16 protein-coding genes are annotated in these 15,814 nt (G+C 63.4%); 8 read left to right on the top strand and 8 right to left on the bottom strand.

Annotated elements, in window-relative coordinates; translation table 11 throughout:
- Positions 1 to 532: 532 nt before the first annotated feature.
- On the bottom strand, positions 533 to 739 hold the full coding sequence (rpsU, locus tag RA19_RS04925; protein ID WP_005614280.1) for a 30S ribosomal protein S21: 207 nt from the start codon (positions 737 to 739) through the stop codon (positions 533 to 535).
- A gap of 129 nt (positions 740 to 868) precedes the next feature.
- Here rpsU and RA19_RS04920 point away from each other — a divergent pair, with 129 nt between their 5' ends.
- From RA19_RS04920 to RA19_RS04910, 3 genes are all read left to right on the top strand, one after another.
- Positions 869 to 1,570 (top strand): COQ9 family protein, encoded by a 702-nt coding sequence (locus RA19_RS04920; RefSeq protein WP_039160076.1) that lies wholly within the window; start codon positions 869 to 871, stop codon positions 1,568 to 1,570.
- A 114-nt stretch (positions 1,571 to 1,684) separates the two neighbouring features.
- Positions 1,685 to 2,521 carry a DUF1963 domain-containing protein gene (locus tag RA19_RS04915; protein ID WP_082020448.1) on the top strand — a complete coding sequence of 279 codons (837 nt, stop codon included), beginning with the start codon at positions 1,685 to 1,687 and terminating at the stop codon, positions 2,519 to 2,521.
- A gap of 162 nt (positions 2,522 to 2,683) precedes the next feature.
- A complete protein-coding gene (locus tag RA19_RS04910) occupies positions 2,684 to 3,667 on the top strand; it encodes an NAD(P)H-quinone oxidoreductase (RefSeq protein ID WP_039160074.1) in 984 nt (327 codons plus the stop codon).
- A gap of 67 nt (positions 3,668 to 3,734) precedes the next feature.
- Here RA19_RS04910 and RA19_RS04905 read toward each other — a convergent pair whose 3' ends face one another.
- Positions 3,735 to 4,592 carry a DUF2189 domain-containing protein gene (locus RA19_RS04905; RefSeq protein WP_039160073.1) on the bottom strand — a complete coding sequence of 286 codons (858 nt, stop codon included), beginning with the start codon at positions 4,590 to 4,592 and terminating at the stop codon, positions 3,735 to 3,737.
- Positions 4,593 to 4,900: 308 nt separating this feature from the next.
- A complete protein-coding gene (locus RA19_RS04900; RefSeq protein ID WP_039160071.1) occupies positions 4,901 to 5,548 on the bottom strand; it encodes a ribonuclease T2 family protein in 648 nt (215 codons plus the stop codon).
- Between the two features lie 144 nt (positions 5,549 to 5,692).
- Here RA19_RS04900 and RA19_RS04895 point away from each other — a divergent pair, with 144 nt between their 5' ends.
- The 3 genes from RA19_RS04895 (at position 5,693) to RA19_RS04885 (ending at position 9,501) form a co-directional block, all read left to right on the top strand.
- A complete protein-coding gene (locus RA19_RS04895) occupies positions 5,693 to 6,463 on the top strand; it encodes a DUF1013 domain-containing protein (protein ID WP_039160070.1) in 771 nt (256 codons plus the stop codon).
- A gap of 319 nt (positions 6,464 to 6,782) precedes the next feature.
- Positions 6,783 to 8,921: a hybrid sensor histidine kinase/response regulator gene (locus RA19_RS04890; protein WP_039160069.1), complete on the top strand. Its 2,139-nt coding sequence runs from the start codon at positions 6,783 to 6,785 to the stop codon at positions 8,919 to 8,921.
- Between the two features lie 292 nt (positions 8,922 to 9,213).
- Positions 9,214 to 9,501: a DUF1330 domain-containing protein gene (locus RA19_RS04885; protein WP_039160068.1), complete on the top strand. Its 288-nt coding sequence runs from the start codon at positions 9,214 to 9,216 to the stop codon at positions 9,499 to 9,501.
- Positions 9,502 to 9,722: 221 nt separating this feature from the next.
- Here the strand turns inward: RA19_RS04885 and RA19_RS04880 are convergent, their stop codons facing one another.
- Complete coding sequence (locus tag RA19_RS04880; protein ID WP_039160065.1) at positions 9,723 to 9,965, bottom strand: helix-turn-helix domain-containing protein; 243 nt, start codon at positions 9,963 to 9,965, stop codon at positions 9,723 to 9,725.
- Between the two features lie 755 nt (positions 9,966 to 10,720).
- On the opposite strand from RA19_RS04880, the gene ltaE reads away from it, so the two are divergent.
- Positions 10,721 to 11,770: a low-specificity L-threonine aldolase gene (gene ltaE, locus RA19_RS04870; RefSeq protein WP_052261642.1), complete on the top strand. Its 1,050-nt coding sequence runs from the start codon at positions 10,721 to 10,723 to the stop codon at positions 11,768 to 11,770.
- A gap of 102 nt (positions 11,771 to 11,872) precedes the next feature.
- Here the strand turns inward: ltaE and recR are convergent, their stop codons facing one another.
- Positions 11,873 to 12,472 carry a recombination mediator RecR gene (gene recR, locus RA19_RS04865; RefSeq protein WP_039160064.1) on the bottom strand — a complete coding sequence of 200 codons (600 nt, stop codon included), beginning with the start codon at positions 12,470 to 12,472 and terminating at the stop codon, positions 11,873 to 11,875.
- A gap of 141 nt (positions 12,473 to 12,613) precedes the next feature.
- On the opposite strand from recR, the gene RA19_RS04860 reads away from it, so the two are divergent.
- A complete protein-coding gene (locus RA19_RS04860) occupies positions 12,614 to 13,108 on the top strand; it encodes a GNAT family N-acetyltransferase (protein ID WP_039160283.1) in 495 nt (164 codons plus the stop codon).
- A gap of 63 nt (positions 13,109 to 13,171) precedes the next feature.
- On the opposite strand, the gene RA19_RS04855 is transcribed toward RA19_RS04860, so the two are convergent.
- The 3 genes from RA19_RS04855 to RA19_RS04845 are packed head-to-tail and all read right to left on the bottom strand — an operon-like array spanning position 13,172 to position 15,715.
- Complete coding sequence (locus tag RA19_RS04855; RefSeq protein ID WP_008556296.1) at positions 13,172 to 13,516, bottom strand: YbaB/EbfC family nucleoid-associated protein; 345 nt, start codon at positions 13,514 to 13,516, stop codon at positions 13,172 to 13,174.
- Positions 13,517 to 13,526: 10 nt separating this feature from the next.
- Positions 13,527 to 13,901 carry a hypothetical protein gene (locus tag RA19_RS04850; protein ID WP_241479022.1) on the bottom strand — a complete coding sequence of 125 codons (375 nt, stop codon included), beginning with the start codon at positions 13,899 to 13,901 and terminating at the stop codon, positions 13,527 to 13,529.
- Entirely contained in the window at positions 13,901 to 15,715 is a 1,815-nt protein-coding gene (locus RA19_RS04845; protein WP_039160059.1) for a DNA polymerase III subunit gamma/tau, read from the bottom strand. Before RA19_RS04845 ends, RA19_RS04850 begins: the two co-directional genes overlap by 1 nt.
- Between the last annotated feature and the right edge of the window lie 99 nt (positions 15,716 to 15,814).

Genomic DNA, 15,814 nt, shown 5'->3' with positions numbered 1-15,814 from the left:
CTGCCGAGGCGGCGGCACGGCGGGTGGCGGAGATGCGCCGAGAGTGCAGCGGGCGGCAGGCGCCGCGGATTCGGCCCGGGCTGCGCTGCTGCACGGCAGGCTTACCGGTTCCTTGGCCGGAACTTGGCGGCATTGGGGGATTAAAGGAAACCCGGAGAGGCAGTGCCTTGTTTGCAGGGACCAAGACAGGCGCCGGTATTGATGGGGGGGACGCGGCCTGCTCCGGGTTTCAATAAACCGGGTGTTCCAAGCCCGGACGGCGGGACAATGGTTAGGGAAACGCATCAGATTTACCCTGCCGTGATCTCTGTATAGCAGAAATCTTTTAAAGAATACACCCTAAAGATGTAATTCGAACGAACCTAGGGCAGGCGGAGTGTCTCATCGGCACAGTGCCTACGTTTGGGAGCGGTGCATCCGGAGGAGGCAGAAATGACAAACCCCCGGGCAGGGCCGCGGGGGTCGTCTGAGTTTTTCCGGCGGATCACAGGATCTGCCGTCGTGCTGTCCAAAGCTGGAGAGCAAGGTGTGCTTACAGCAGACCTTCGCGCTGGGCTTTCTTGCGTGCCAGTTTACGGGCACGGCGGATCGCTTCAGCTTTCTCGCGCGCTTTTTTCTCGGACGGCTTTTCGAAATGTTGCTTGAGCTTCATTTCGCGGAAGACGCCTTCACGCTGCAGCTTTTTCTTCAGGGCACGAAGCGCCTGATCGACGTTGTTGTCGCGAACACTAACCTGCATGTGGTTTTCACCACCTTTCTAAGTTTTGAGTTGCAAGGAAATTGCAGGAGGTGGCCGTATAGCAAAGCGCGTCTAATTTGTCTAGTAGGGTGTCAGGACGTGTCAGAACGCTGCCAGCGGGAGGGTGCCATGGCTGAAGACCAGGATCACGCACAGGAAGATATCAAGGAAAAACTGCTGGATGCGGCGCTGATGCATGTGCCCTTTGACGGCTGGTCCGAGGTGACCTTCCGCGCTGCCTGCCAGGATGCGGATGTGCCCGAGGTGCTGGGCCATGCGGTTTGCCCGCGCGGCGGTGTGGATCTGGCGCTGGCCTATCACGCGCGGGGCGATTCGCTGATGCTGGCGCGGCTGGAGGCCGAGGATCTGTCGGGCCTGCGCTTCCGCGATAAGGTGGCGGCAGCCGTTCGGTTCCGGCTGGAGGCGGTCGACGACAAGGAGGCGGTGCGCCGCGGCACCACGCTGCTGACGCTGCCGCAGTATGCGGGTGATGGCGTCAAGGCAATCTGGGGCACCTGCGACCTGATCTGGGAGGCGCTGGGCGATGGCTCCGACGATCTGAACTGGTACACCAAGCGCGCCTCGCTGGCGGGCGTCTATTCCGCCACCGTTCTCTACTGGCTGGGCGATGACAGCCTGGACCATCAGGCAACCTGGGACTTCCTGGACCGGCGCATTGATAATGTGATGGACTTTGAGAAGTTGAAGGCCGGCCTGCAGAAGAACCCGCTGCTGAAGCCGCTTTTGGCGGGGCCGAACTGGCTGGCCGAGCAGATTAAACCGCCGAAAGGCCGCGATGATCTGCCGGGGTCGATTGACCCGCGGCGGTGAGACGGGCCGTACTTTTCTTTGAAGCGGTAGTCCTCTTGACTATCCAGCTGACTGCTCTCAGGGGTAGTCAGGCCGCTCGGGCCTACTCAGGTTTTGTTTGAAGCTAGGATTTTTATGACTGCCCCCAATATTCCGCCGCTTCGCGCGAGTTGGACCGGCTATCTGCGAGGGCGCCTGTTGCATTTGTTGGGGCGTATCCGAAATACCGAAGTGCCACCGAGCCCAACCGAAGCGCGAGAAGCTGACCGTACGCTGCATCTTATGCTTCGCCCTGCTGTCTTTGGTGAACTGGGAGGATTCCGTCCAAAGACGACAAACAGACATTCTAGTTGGTGGGGCGGCTGCGCGCTGGCGGCGCCGGGTGAAGAAGTTCCCTTGGGCCGGAGCGGAAAGCCTATGCAGGCGCTTCTTCAGATAAGAACTGATGAAGTCGAAATGTCCATCCCCGGATTGGAAAATACCGAACTGCTGACGCTCTGGCTCGACCTTGAAGGCAATTTGTCCGAAGCGGTGGAGGGCATAGACTTCAAGGTGTCCACCTATACCAGAATGGACGGACTGGTTCCGCTGGGGCCGGGTTATCGAGAGAGCGACGCTCTCGTCACCTTTCCTGTGCGATGGCAAACACCAGTGCCTCAGCAACCTTCGTGGGAAGATTTTGCGGCCGAAATTCCAGATCGCGTCGCTTGGTCTGACACATCGGCCTGGTTCTACGATAATCCGAGTTCTAAGCGTGCATTTGAATTGCAGAGTGCTTACCCGGTTAAAATCGGCGGTTGGCCGACTTGGATCCAAGGATCGCAATGGGATAGGGCCCAACACAACGAAGACTTTGTGCTGCAGATCGACTCGACTGCCAAGGGCCGGATCGGTTTTGGAGATAGCGGGTCAATCTATCTGTTCCGAAGCAAAGCGAGCGCTGCTTGGCATTTGCGTTGCGATTTCTATTAATCCGTTTGCGGCCGGTGTTTGTTCTTATTAGCGGGCAGCTGCATCATACTCTCGGTTTCTTGCGGTGGTACTCCGCAATCCGCCCCAACTGCGGCGCCTTTGCTGTTTGCGGGCACCGGGCCGGATGCTAGGCAGGGGCAAGGATCAGGAGGACATATTCCGATGACAGAGATGATGCGCGCGGTGGAGATCACCAAACCCGGCGGGCCGGAAGTGCTGCAGCTGTGCCAGCGCCCGGTGCCGCAGCCGGGCCACGGCGAAGTGGTGATCAAAGTGGCCTATGCCGGCGTGAACCGCCCCGATGCGCTGCAGCGCGCCGGCGCCTATGACCCGCCCAAGGGCGCCAGCGACCTGCCGGGGCTGGAAGCTTCGGGCGAGGTGGTGGCCGTGGGCGCAGGCGTTGACGGGATTTCGGCGGGTGATCAGGTCTGCGCCCTGCTGCCGGGCGGCGGCTATGCGGAATATGTGGCAACGCCTGCGGCGCACTGCCTGCCGGTGCCGGAAGGGATGGATCTGAAACAAGCGGCCTGCCTGCCTGAGACCTTCTTTACCGTCTGGTCCAACGTCTTCACCCGCGGCGGCTTGAAGGCCGGGGAGCGCTTCCTGGTGCACGGCGGCTCGTCGGGCATCGGCACAACGGCCATTCAGCTGGCCCGCGAATTCGGTGCCCGGGTGTTTGCCACCGCCGGATCGGACGAGAAATGCCAGGCCTGCCTGGACCTTGGTGCCGAGCGTGCAATCAATTACCGCGATGAGGATTTCGTCAAGGTGCTGCGCGAGGAAGGCGGCGCCAATCTGGTACTGGATATGGTCGGCGGCGACTACATCCCGCGCAACATCAAGGCGATGGCCGAGGACGGCCGCCTGGTGCAAATCGCCTTCCTGCAGGGGCCGAAGGTGGAACTGAACTTTGCTCTGATGATGGTGAAGCGGCTGACCCTGACCGGATCCACGCTGCGGCCGCAAAGCGATCTGGCCAAGGCGCAGATTGCCCAGGACCTGCGCGAGGCTGTCTGGCCGCTGCTTGCCGCCGGCAAGGTGGCGCCGGTGATGGACAGCGAGTTTGAGCTGGAGGAGGCCGCAGCCGCGCATGCCCGGATGGAGAGCTCGGGCCACATCGGCAAGATTGTCCTGAAAGTGGGCTGAGCTGCGGAACCTTGCAAAACAGAAGGGCCGGCAGATGCGCCGGCCCTTTCTTGTTTGATACTGCCCTTTACTGCACTGCGCGGCGGTACAGGTGCCAGGTGGCATGCCCCAGGATCGGCACTGCAAAGATCAGCCCGACCAGGAAGGGGATCGATCCCAGCAGCAGCGCGGTGCCGACGATGAAGCCCCATGTCAGACAGACCACAGGGCTTTTGCGGAACACTTTCAGCGAGGTGGCCACTGCCACCGGCAGGCCCACATGGCGGTGCAGCAGCAGCGGGAAAGAGACCAGGCTCACCGCCAATGCGGCAAAGGCAAATCCTGCCCCCACGGCGCCGCCGGCAATGGCCATGATCCAGCCCTCGCGGGTGGTCACCACCGCGGCTGCGAAGCTGGCGATAGATTCCGGCGGCTCCGGCCCCAGGGTGCGGCTGTAGATCATGTCGGCGGCCACCAGCCAGACCATGAACAGGCCCGCAAGATACAGGCCGAGCACCAGGATGGCGCCGAAGGCGGGCGAGCGCAGCACCGCAAAGGCATCCAGCCATTGCGGCTCGGCGCCGGCCTCGCGGCGCCTCGACATCTCGTAAAGGCCAACCGCAGCGACCGGGCCGAGGATGGCAAAGCCCATGATCATCGGCACGATCAGCGGCAGCAGATTCATCGACAGGCTCATCACCACCATGGCGATGCCAATGAGCGGGTAGAACAGCACCAGGAACATCGCGTCCGAGCGGCAGGCGGCAAAATCCTCCAGACCGGCTGCCAGAGAATGGATGATATCGTCCATGGTCAAGGTCCGGGCCTCCGGGATTTCCTTGACGCCTGCGCCCCCCATCTCTTCGACTGTATGGCCAATATGCTCGCCGGTTGTCTCAGCCCCTTGCAACAGCCAGCTGAGTGGGTTTCCGATTGTTTTTGCCATGCGTTCTCCTCCTCACTGACCACAACGGAAGTGCCGTTCAGGCAGGGCTCATGCGGGGCCGGGAGCGGCACTTATCCTGATAGTAGCACAAAACCGGGTAAAGTGTGCTTCACAGGCCATTTATTGCCGCGCGAGGGGAGTGGCGCCTGGCGGCGCCTGCCTCCGGCGGGGATTTTTTGGGCAAGAGGAAGATGAGACCGCACAGCTGATCACAGAGCCTGGCAATTGCGCGGCCAGGGCTTCTTTCTGGTTCCAAATACCCCGGGGTGAATTGGCCGGAAGCCAAGAGGGGCAGCGCCCCTACCCGGTCAGCGCACCGGTGCGAAACGGGCGTTTTTCAGGGTGCAGTCTTTGATCACATCCCGGCCGCAGGGTACTGGCTGCAGGTCTTTGGACAAGCAGATGCGGGCCTCCTGGATCCTTCCGTCCCGGCAGGTAATGGTGAGGCTGTCCTGCGTCAGAGCGGCGTTTTCCTTGAGGAACGCTTCCTCGATCAGGGATGCGGGCAGGGTGACTGCCTGTTCCAGCCTGCGGAAGACCGCGGGGCGGGTGACGCGCCCGTAGGCCTCGCGCGTCAGGGCGTAGTAGCTGGCGGCGCTGAGGCCGGTGCAGGTCCCGTGTTTCTTCCACTGGTGCCAGGCGAGGCCAGGGCTGCCCATGATGTCCGCCATGCTGCGGCTCATCGCGCGGCTGGGCGGGGCTTCGGACGTCCGGCAGTAACTGGGCCAGCCGCGGTGGAACTGCGGCCAGAGACCGTGCACGGTCCAGCCGTAATCGTGGCGGGCCTCGCATTGCTCCGCGCCGCGGGAGTCGCCCTCTAGTTCGCACCAGTTCGGCGACCAGCTGAGCGCCAACACGTAGTAGTCGAACTTGCCCGCAGGCTCGCCCTCGGCGGGCGCAAGGACGGGCAGCAAGGCAAGGACAGCCGCAAATACCCCTGTGAACAACTTGCGCATTGGCCTCTTTCCTTATGCAACGATGCCGACTATATAGGGCGGAAGTTCCCCGACAACGGAAACCTGCCCCGCCAGCCGGGGACGCCCTTTCAGGCGGCGGGAGAGATGTATCCGGGGACCTGAGTGTTTTAAGGAGATGAGCACATGGCAAAACCGTTGATGGCCAAGGCAACCGCCGTGTGGCTGGTGGACAATACCACGATCAGTTTCAAGCAGATTGCGGACTTCGTGGGCATGCACGAGCTGGAGATCCAGGGCATCGCCGACGGCGAAGTGGCGGTTGGCGTCAAAGGGTTCGACCCGATGGCCAACAACCAGCTGACCCAGGAAGAGATCGACAAGGCGCAGGCCAATCCGCTGCACAAGCTGAAGCTCAAGTTCAACCCGGCCGCAGCCGGCGAGGAAAAGCGCCGCGGCCCGCGCTACACCCCGCTGTCCAAGCGCCAGGACCGCCCCAACTCGATCTTGTGGCTGGTCAAGTTCCACCCGGAGCTGTCGGACGGCCAGATCGCCAAGCTGGTGGGCACCACCAAGCCGACCATCCAGTCGATCCGCGAGCGCACCCACTGGAACATCGCCAACATGCAGCCGATCGATCCGGTGGCGCTGGGCCTGTGCAAACAGTCCGAGCTCGACTCCGCAGTCCAGAAAGCCGCGGCCAAGAAAGCGGCTGAAGGCGGCGTGATGAGCGATGACGAGCGCCGCAAGCTGGTCTCCACCGAGCAGTCGCTGGAGATGGATGCCGAGCCGAAGATCCCGAGCGCCATCGAGGGGCTGGAAACCTTCACTCTGGGCGGCAGCTCTGACCATGAGGAAGAGAAGAAGGACGAGGAAATCCTCGATGCCGACAGCTTCTTCAATCTGCCGTCCGGCGGCGGCGACGACGAGGAAGACGACGAGGATCCGCGCTTCTGATCCGGTCTGCCGCGCTGTGGGCCCAATAGGCCTGCACAGGTATTTCCTTAAAAAGCCGCAGATCCTTTGCTCTGGATTTGCGGCTTTTTCTGTTAGAATTAGGTGTCAGCACTACAAAATGTTGACTATACGGCCGCATTTTGCGCAGCATCGTGTTGCGGGGCAGTTGTGTTCCAGATTGCCTGAAATGACCGGGGTGCGGGAAACGCCTTCAGCAGGGAGGCGGTTTACCTAAGAAACAGGGACAGGGAGTTAGTGAGTATTGCCAGCGGGCCGGGCCAGGAAGCCGGCACGCGCAGGGATGGCAGGAGTACAGGTTATGGATGCAGCAGGGGCACTGCCGTTTGGGGACGGCTGCGGTTTGGATCTGGAGGTGCTGGCACGGCTCAGCGGGCTGGAATTTTGCCAGGCAATTGTGGATCAGCTGGCGGCTGTGTTCGGCGCCGATCTGGTCACCGTGGGCGAGCTGCGGGTCATGGAGACCGAGCGCATCAAGGTTCTGGCGAGTTACTTTGATGGGCTGCAGCTGGGGGATTTCGAATATGAAAGCTGCGTGACGCCCTGCCACGATGTGGTGCTGAGCGGCGATCCGCATGTGTTCCCCTGCCGGGTTCAGGAACTGTACCCGGATGATGCGATGTTCATCGAAGAAGGCATTCAGAGCTATATCGGAGTGGCGCTGAAAAATGCCGAGGGCGAGGCGATCGGCCTGGTCCAGGCGTCCTGGCGGCAGGAGATCGAAGACGGGTTCGGCCGCCGGGTGGTGGCAGCCATGGAGGCCTTCGCCGCCCGTCTTGGGGCCGAGATCGCGAGCCTGCAGACGCTGACCACTTTGGCGGTGCTGGCCGAAGGGCCTGAGAGCACGTCGCCGCGCGAGGCTTTCCGCCAGCTTGCCGAGCAATTGCAGGGGGCGCTCAAGGTGCGCTCTGCCTTCATTGCCGAGTGCCTTGAAGACCAGCCGGAGTGCTTCCGGGTGCTGGCCTGCTGCTTTGAAGGGCAGCAGATGGCTGAGGTGGAGGATGCGGTTGTGCCGTACGAGGGCACCCCTTGCGCGTTTCTGAAGGGCCGGGAGAAGTTTCTGGTGCCGGAGGGGCTGCAGGAGGCCTTTCCCGGCCAGGCGCATTTCCGGACCCGGAACCTGCATTCTTATCTGGGAATCCCGCTGAAAGATGCCGATGGCGCAGTGATCGGCCATTTTGCACTGCAGCATGACCGGGAGATCCAGCAGCGTAAGCTGGAGACGGATCTGATCGCGCTGTTTGCGGCCCGTATCGGGCTGGAGCTGCGCCGCCGCAAGGCCGAGCGGCAGCGCGCCCGGGCAGAAGAGGCGCTGCTGATCAAGCACAAGACCGAGAGCCTTGGCCTATTGGCGGGCACCATTGCGCATGATTTCAACAATTTGCTGGCGTCGATGCAGGGGCGCACTGAATTGGCGTTGGCGCATCTCGAGGCCGGCCATCCGGCGCACGAGCATATGCAAGTGGCGGAACAGGGGCTGCAGGCCTCGGCGGCGCTGGTGCGGCAGCTGCTGAACTATGCCAGGGGCGGCAGCAGCCATGAGCAGTCGGTTTGCGATTTGAACGCGATTGTGCAGGAGACGCTGGCGCTGGTTCCCGTTGAACGCAAAATGGGCAAGGCGGTGGCGCTGGACCTGGCGGATGGGGCGCTGACGTCGCGGATGGATCCGGCGCAGGTGAGCCAGCTGCTGATGAACCTGGTCTTCAATGCGGTGGAGGCCATCGGTCCCGGCGCCGGGACCGTTGCGGTGACCACCCGCCGCACCCGGCTTGGGGCAGCGGAGCGGCGCAAGCTGCTGAAGGGGCAGGAGATGGCTGCTGGCGAATGCCTGCTGCTAGAGGTGCGGGACACCGGCGCCGGCATGGACCGGCAGACGGTGACCCGGATTTTCGATCCTTTTTTCACGACGAAGCCCGGCGGCCGCGGGCTTGGCATGGCCGCGGCACTTGGAATTATCAGCCGGCACCAGGGCGCTTTGGCGGTGGAAAGCCGCGAAGGCGAGGGCAGCGCCTTCCGGTTTTACTTTCCGGCTTGCGGCGGCGAGGCGGCTCTGCAAGCGGCCCCGGCTGCGGCGGGGCGCGGTGCGGAGGCGCGGCGCATTCTGGTGGTGGACGATGAAGAGACTGTGCGCCGGGCGGTGGCCGGGCTGCTGCAGCTGCGCGGCTGCGAAGTGGTGCTGGCGGACGGCTGCGACGCGGCGCTGGCGCTGCTGCAGGGGCTGCCGCCCTTCGATGGCGCAGTGATCGACATGAGCATGCCGGGGCGCGGCGGCTGGGAGACTTTGGCGCAGCTGCGCCATCTGCAGCCGGGATTGAACGCAGTGATGATGAGCGGTTTTGCGGTCAGCGCAGTGGAAGCGGGGTTCCCGGAGCTTGCCGATGTGCAGGTGCTGGACAAACCCTTCACCAAGGAAAAGCTGTACAGGGCTGTGTTCCGCTGACGGCAACAGCGGCCCGGCGGCTAAAACGGCCGGGAGGCTCCCGTGCCTGCAGGCGCCCCTGGCGGAGCGCTTTGGCAGCCTTGGGCCCGGCGCCGCGCTGGCGCGCGGCGCGGCTGCGCCGGGCGGACCCCGGAGCGCGCAGGCGCAGCTGCCTGGGGGGGCAGTTGTGACGCCGCCGTTTTGGCACCGGGGCTTGGCATTGTGCCGGTACAAGTTCTTCTTTGACGGAATCAGAAGGCGGCGCCAATCCTGCGGGCAGATTGGTGAGCAACGCCGTTTCCGGAGTGTCCGTATGCCCGTGCTGAATTTCTCTTATGCAAAGATCCGGAATGCGGATCTGTTCCGGGATTATGTCCAGCGGGCGGCGCCTCTGATGGAAGCGATGGGTGTTGAAGTGCTGGCGCGCGGAAATTTCGCCCGGGTGCTGCGCGGCGAGGCCTGTTCCGGCGAGGTGGCGGCCGTTTTCCGCTACCCGGACATGACGGCGGCAGAACGGTTTTACAGCAGCCCGGAGTATCAGCCGCTGATTCCGTTGCGCGATGCGGCCTGCGATATGACAATCCACCTGCACGAAGAGTAAGGCGTTGCCGGCCGGTGCTGCTGGCGGTTTTGCGCAGCAGCCGGTCGCGGACACTCTCGATCAGGCTGGTGCCGGTCTTGGCCTGCGGTGTCAGCAGATAGCAGGCGCTGCTCAGGAAGCAGCGGTGCGCGTGCACCTGAAGCAGCGGGCTCTCGGCCAGTTCTCCCTGCACCAGCCGCTTGGGGTGGGTGGCCGCCCATGGCGGTACCTCACTGCGTCGATCAGCATTTCGCACCGGCATCGGTCATCTGCAGCCGCTGTCGCGCGCGTTTGAACAGGGTCTGGCCGGTCTGTACCTGCAAGCTCTGTATCTGGCGGCTGAAGGCGCTTTGCGACAGGTTCATCGCCCGGGCGCCTGCGGTGAAGCTGCCGGAGCGGGCGGCGGCCTCGAAATACAGCAGGGCAGAGATGGCGGGATATTGCGGCGTATGGGATTGCCCTGCTGCTTGTTGCTTTTCTTGCAAGATAGTTTGGGAACACCTGCCTGTCAGTATGGCGTCAAAAGCATCACCACTCGCGATCAGAACGAACTTTGGGAGCACGTGAAATGACTTTTGTACCGCAGATCAAAGACGCGGATGTTGAGGCCGTCATCCGGGCTATGGGCACGGTGCCCGTTCCGCCTCGGTGGCAGAGTTCCAGCCCTGACCGGTCATCCAGCAGCTGGAACTGAAGTTCGACATCCAACTGCTGTAGGAGTAACCGGAAGAATGTTTGCGCTGAGAGGAGCTCATGGGCGGCATGCGGGACCAGGGCTTGGCCGCGCTGCCCATGGTCCAGCGTCCGGGCCAGACCGAGTGGACCGCCAATGACCTGTCCGGCCGATATTGGCTGCTTGTGGATGAGCGTTATGTGGAGGAGCCGTGCGAGGACTTGGTGCCGGAGGCGGACTTCTCCGGGTTTCCCCCGAAATTTGCGTGCGCCTATATCGAGCACGTGCATCGGGAACTGGCCAAGCGCTTCCCGATCGGGTGCGCAAAGGTACTGTCCAGTGGCTGTATAACAGCAACTCCTGGCACCGTGATCCAGAGCCGCGGCTGCGTACCCCTGTGGTCTCCAACCCAGGGGCATTGTTTATCGTGAATCATCACGTCCCCCACTTGCCCGCGGATGGATCAGTGTATTTCACTGGCACCCGCGGTTACCACACCGCGTTGAACGGAGGCGAAACCCGGCGCGCCTATGTCGTGGCGGCGCTGGCTTATGATCAGGTGACGGAATGAGCCAATATTCAGGGCTGGCAGGGGCAGGGGGCAACGCAGCCTTCTGCGATCTGCGCAGCGACACGGTAACCCGGCCCGATGCAGGCATGCTGCAGGCAATGCAGGCGGCCGAACTGGGCGACGATGTTTATGGTGAAGACCCCCAGGTGAACCGGCTGGAGGCTGTTCTGACCGAGCGCCTGGGCAAGGAGGCGGCGCTGTTCCTGCCCACCGGTACCATGAGCAATTTGGTTGGCTTGCTGGCCCATTGCCAGCGCGGCGAGGAAATCATCGTGGGCGACGGTTATCACGTCTATGCCTATGAGGCGGCAGGCGCGTCGGTGCTGGGCGGCATTGCGCTCTGCCCGGTGCCGGTGCGCGCTGACGGGGCGCTGGACCCGGTTACGATTGCGGGCGCGGTGAAGGAAGACGACAGCCATCTGGCTGTCAGCCGCCTGCTGTCGCTGGAGAATACCCACAACGGGTTGGTTGTACCGCTGGCCGATATGAATGCAGCTGCGGATGCGGCCCGGGCAGCCGGGCTGGCGGTGCATCTGGACGGCGCGCGGTTCTTCAATGCCGCCACGGCACTGGGCTGCGCCGAGGCCGAGCTGGCGGGACTGGTGGATACGGTGTCGATTTGCCTGTCCAAGGGGCTGGGCGCCCCGGCGGGATCGGCGCTGGTGGGGCCTGCAGACCTGATCGCCAAGGCACGGCGCTGGCGCAAGATGCTGGGCGGCGGCATGCGACAGTCCGGGGTGCTGGCAGCGGCCGCGCTTTATGCGCTGGAGCATAACGTTGAGCGGCTGGCGGAGGATCACGGCCGGGCTGCGGAGCTGGCTGATGTGGTGCGCGGACTGGGAGCGGGACAGGTGTCTCAGGCCACAAATATGGTGTTCTTCACGCCAGAGAACGGGCGGAACGATGACTTGCGGGCGCATTTGGCGGCGCAGGGCGTGGTGATCGGCGGCGGCAGTTCCGGTGCCATCCGCATGGTGCTGCATAAGGATGTGGATGACGGAGCCCTAGGTCGTGCGGTGCAGGGGCTGCGGAGCTTTTACGGCTGATCCCTGGAGGAAGGCCGCGCCTTTCAGAGACGGGCGCGGCCCCGAAAATACGAGTTCTCCGGCCAAAATTCTTCAAAGAATCTTGTGCGCTCGGCTGTGCTGTCAGATTTCCTTCCGCGCCCGCATTGCTGCGGAAATGGTGCCGTCATCCAGGTAATCCAGCTCTCCTCCGACGGGAACACCCTGGGCCAGCGAGGTGAGCTTCACTTGGCCTTGCAGCTGATCCGCTATGTAATGGGCGGTGGTCTGGCCGTCGATGGTGGCGTTCAGTGCGAGGATCACTTCGCGGATGCTTTCTGTTGCCACCCGGTCCACCAGACGGGGAATGCGCAGATCCTCCGGCCCCACAGCGTCCAGCGCCGACAGCGTGCCGCCCAGCACGTGATAGCGGCCCTTGAACACGCCTGCGCGCTCCATTGCCCAGAGGTCCGAAACATCCTCAACCACGCAGAGCTCGCCATTTGCACGCCGCTCGTCGGTGCAGAGCGGGCAGATCTCATCCGTGCCGACATTGCCGCAGTTGAGGCACTCGCGCGCGGTGGCGGCCACTTCGCTCATCACATCGGCAAGCGGCGTCAGCAGCAGCGACCTTTTGCGGATCAGATGCAGCACCGCCCGCCGGGCCGAGCGCGGCCCCAGCCCCGGCAGCTTGGCCATCAGGTCAATCAGGTCTTCGATGCTGCTGGTGGAATTCTTGATCATGCCCTGGGCCCTTTGTGTTCCAGCCATATAGGCTGATCGGGGCGGGGGAGCGCAAGGGCAGCCGGGCAAAATGTTCAGGGTTTGTTTTGGTGGCTCCTGCAGGTATCCCTGTTGCGGATGGAAGCAGTTCAGGGTGAGGCCATGGCAGGTCGGACAGGCGCATTTTCCGGGAGCTTGCGGTTTGCCCGGCTGACGGAGATTGCACCGGACGAGATTGCCCGCCACATGTCCGACCCGCGGATGGCAGCACATATGCCGCTGCTGACCGGCGCCTGGGATGAGGAAACGGCTAAAGCCTTTGCCGCCGCAAAAGAAGCCTGCTGGCAGCGCGACGGGCTGGGCCATTGGGCGTTTCTGAGCGGGGAGGCTTATGCAGGCTGGGGCGGGTTTCAAAAAGAAGGCGCTGAGTGGGATTTTGGCCTGGTGCTGAAACCGGACTGCTTTGGCCTTGGACCTGCAATTGCGCGCAAGGCGCTGCAGTTTGCCCGCAGCGACGCGCGCATTCCCTATGTGACCTTTCTGCTGCCGCCGACCCGGCGGCATCTGCGCCCGTTGGCGCGGCTGGGGGCGGTGCAGACCGGTGAGGTCCAGTACGAAGGGCAGACCTTCCTTAAGTTCCGGCTGGATACATCTTGAGGCAAGCAAAGGAAAAGGCGGCTCCCAAGGGGCCGCCTTTCCGAAATACCATAAGGCCGCTGGTTAGAACGGCAGCTTGATGTCCTTGGGCAGGCCCATGCTTTCGGTCAGCTTGGTCATCTCTTCCTGCGCCTTCTCGGCTGCCTTGGCCTGGGCGTCCTTGATCGCGGCCAGGATCAGGTCCTCGACCACTTCCTTGTCGTCGCCGTTGAAGATCGAGGGATCAATGTCCAGGCCCTTCAGATCGCCTTTGGCGGATGCGGTCGCCTTGACCAGGCCGGCGCCGGCCTCGCCGGTCACCATGACGTTGTGCAGGTCTTCCTGCATCTGCGCCATCTTGGTTTGCAGTTCCTGTGCGGATTTCATCATCTTGGCCATGTCGCCAAGACCGCCGAGGCCTTTGAGCATCTGTCTTCTCCTAAGTGCGGGGGCGCAGGGCGCCGTAAGTCATCCCCGCACATATCGCAATTGCGAGCGCAATGAACAAGTGGGGGGAGGCTGTGCAGTCCTGGATTATGCCCAAGGCACTCTTATCGTCAAAGAAAAGCTCATGGTTATCTATTGCAATAACCATTGCCAGCCCGGCCCACAGTAGGGCGGCGGCTACAAAGGGAAGGCGCCGCCCGGCAAAAAGAGCGAATCCAGCAAGGGCGAAGAGGGCCAGAGAAACAGGCTTGGCGGACAGGCGGATCAGCTCATCCCATGCGCTGGCCGGGGTGCCGCCTTCATGCCAGCAGGCTTTGGCGGATGCGGCTGCCGGCAAAGTGACCCAGAGTGCCGCCAGGCCGGGCATCACTCTTCTTCGAAGGGATCCCATTCGTCTTCAACCTCGGGCAGGGCCTCAGCGGCGACCTCGGCGGCCAGCTCATCTGCCGTCCGGATCCGCTTGATCTTGGCCTTGGGAAAGCTCTCCAGCACCGCCTGCACCAGGGGGTGCGCGGTGGCTTTCTCGCGCAGGGCGTTCTCGGCGGCGTTTTCGCGCTCGCTGATGGTGTCGCCGCCGCCTTCGGTGACAATGGTGAAGAACCAGTTGTGATGGGTCCAGGCCTTCAGCTGTTCACTCAGCCGCTTGGTCAGGTCGCGGGGTGCGTCGCTGGTCAGTTCAAAGGTGATCTGGCCGGGCTTGTAGGCGGCCAGCCGCAGGTAGCTTTTGACATATTCCAGCAGCAGCCCGTCGCGTTTTTCGCGGATCAGTTCGACCACATGCTCAAATGTGGGGTAGCGGGCCAGCGCCGGGCTGGCTTGCGGGGCAAGCGCGGCCGCCGGGCCAGAGCCTCCGCGCGCCACCGGGGCCCCGCCTGCCGGGCCGCCGGGACCGCCATAGCTGCCCTGGGCATCAACGCTGCCGCCGCCAAGCGCCGGGCCGCCCATGCCCTGCATCGGCACACCGCCGCCAGGGCCCGGAGGCGGCGGGGGCGGCGTGTCCTGCAGCCTGCGGATCAGTTCTTCGGGCGAGGGCAAGTCGGCCACATGGGTGATGCGGATTACCGCCATCTCGGCCGCCATCATTGCGTTGGGTGCCGCGGCGACTTCTTCCAATGCTTTCAGCAGCATCTGCCACATGCGGGTGAGTACACGCATCGGCAGGTTTTGTGCCATCGCCTGGCCGCGGGCGCGCTCATCCGGGCTGACGGTGGGATCTTCGGCAGCGTCCGGCGTGATCTTCACCACCGAGACCCAATGGGTGATCTCGGCCAGATCGCGCAGCACCGCCAGCGGATCGGCACCTTCGGCATACTGGCCGCTGAGTTCGGTGAGCGCCGCCGCCGCATCGCCGCGCAGGATCATGTCCATCAGGTCCAGCACCCGTCCGCGGTCGGCCAGGCCCAGCATGGCGCGCACCTGATCGGCGGTGGTCTCACCGGCGCCATGGGAAATCGCCTGATCCAAGAGCGAGGTCGCATCCCGGGCAGAGCCTTCGGCGGCGCGGGTGATCAGCGCCAGCGCGTCCTCGGCAATTTCAGCGCCCTCAGCCGTGGCGATCTTGCGCAAGAGGGCAATCATCACCTCCGGCTCGATCCGGCGTAGGTCGAAGCGCTGGCAGCGCGACAGCACCGTCACCGGCACCTTGCGGATCTCGGTGGTGGCGAAGATGAACTTCACATGCGCCGGCGGTTCCTCCAGCGTCTTCAGCAGCGCGTTGAACGCGCTGGTCGACAGCATGTGAACCTCGTCGATGATGTAGATCTTGTAGCGGGCCGAGGCCGCGCGGTACTGCACCGAGTCGATGATCTCGCGGATATCGTTCACACCGGTGCGCGAGGCCGCATCCATCTCCATCACGTCGACATGGCGGCCTTCCATGATCGCGGTGCAATGCTCGCATTTGCCGCACGGATCGGTGGTGGGGCCGCCCTGGCCGTTCTCGCCGACGCAGTTCATCCCTTTGGCGATGATCCGCGCGGTGGTGGTCTTACCGGTGCCGCGGATGCCGGTCATGATGAAGGCCTGGGCAATCCGGTCGGCGGCAAAAGCGTTCTTCAGGGTGCGCACCATGGCATCCTGGCCCACCAGATCGGCAAAAGTCTCGGGCCGGTATTTGCGGGCCAGAACCTGGTACTGGGATTGGCCGGTGTCGCCGGAGGTGCCGCTGGGGATGTCGTTCATGATGTCTCGTGCCGGAATCGGGAGGGAGGCGCGCGCGCCCCGCGTTCCGCGCAGGGTATTGAAGCGCAGCCCGTTCGTCCACCGCGGAAAGGGACGGCA

The organism is Leisingera sp. ANG-M1 (genome assembly GCF_000813745.1).
In the GTDB taxonomy this organism is placed as follows: domain Bacteria; phylum Pseudomonadota; class Alphaproteobacteria; order Rhodobacterales; family Rhodobacteraceae; genus Leisingera.
This window is presented reverse-complemented; position numbering and strand designations above follow the sequence as displayed.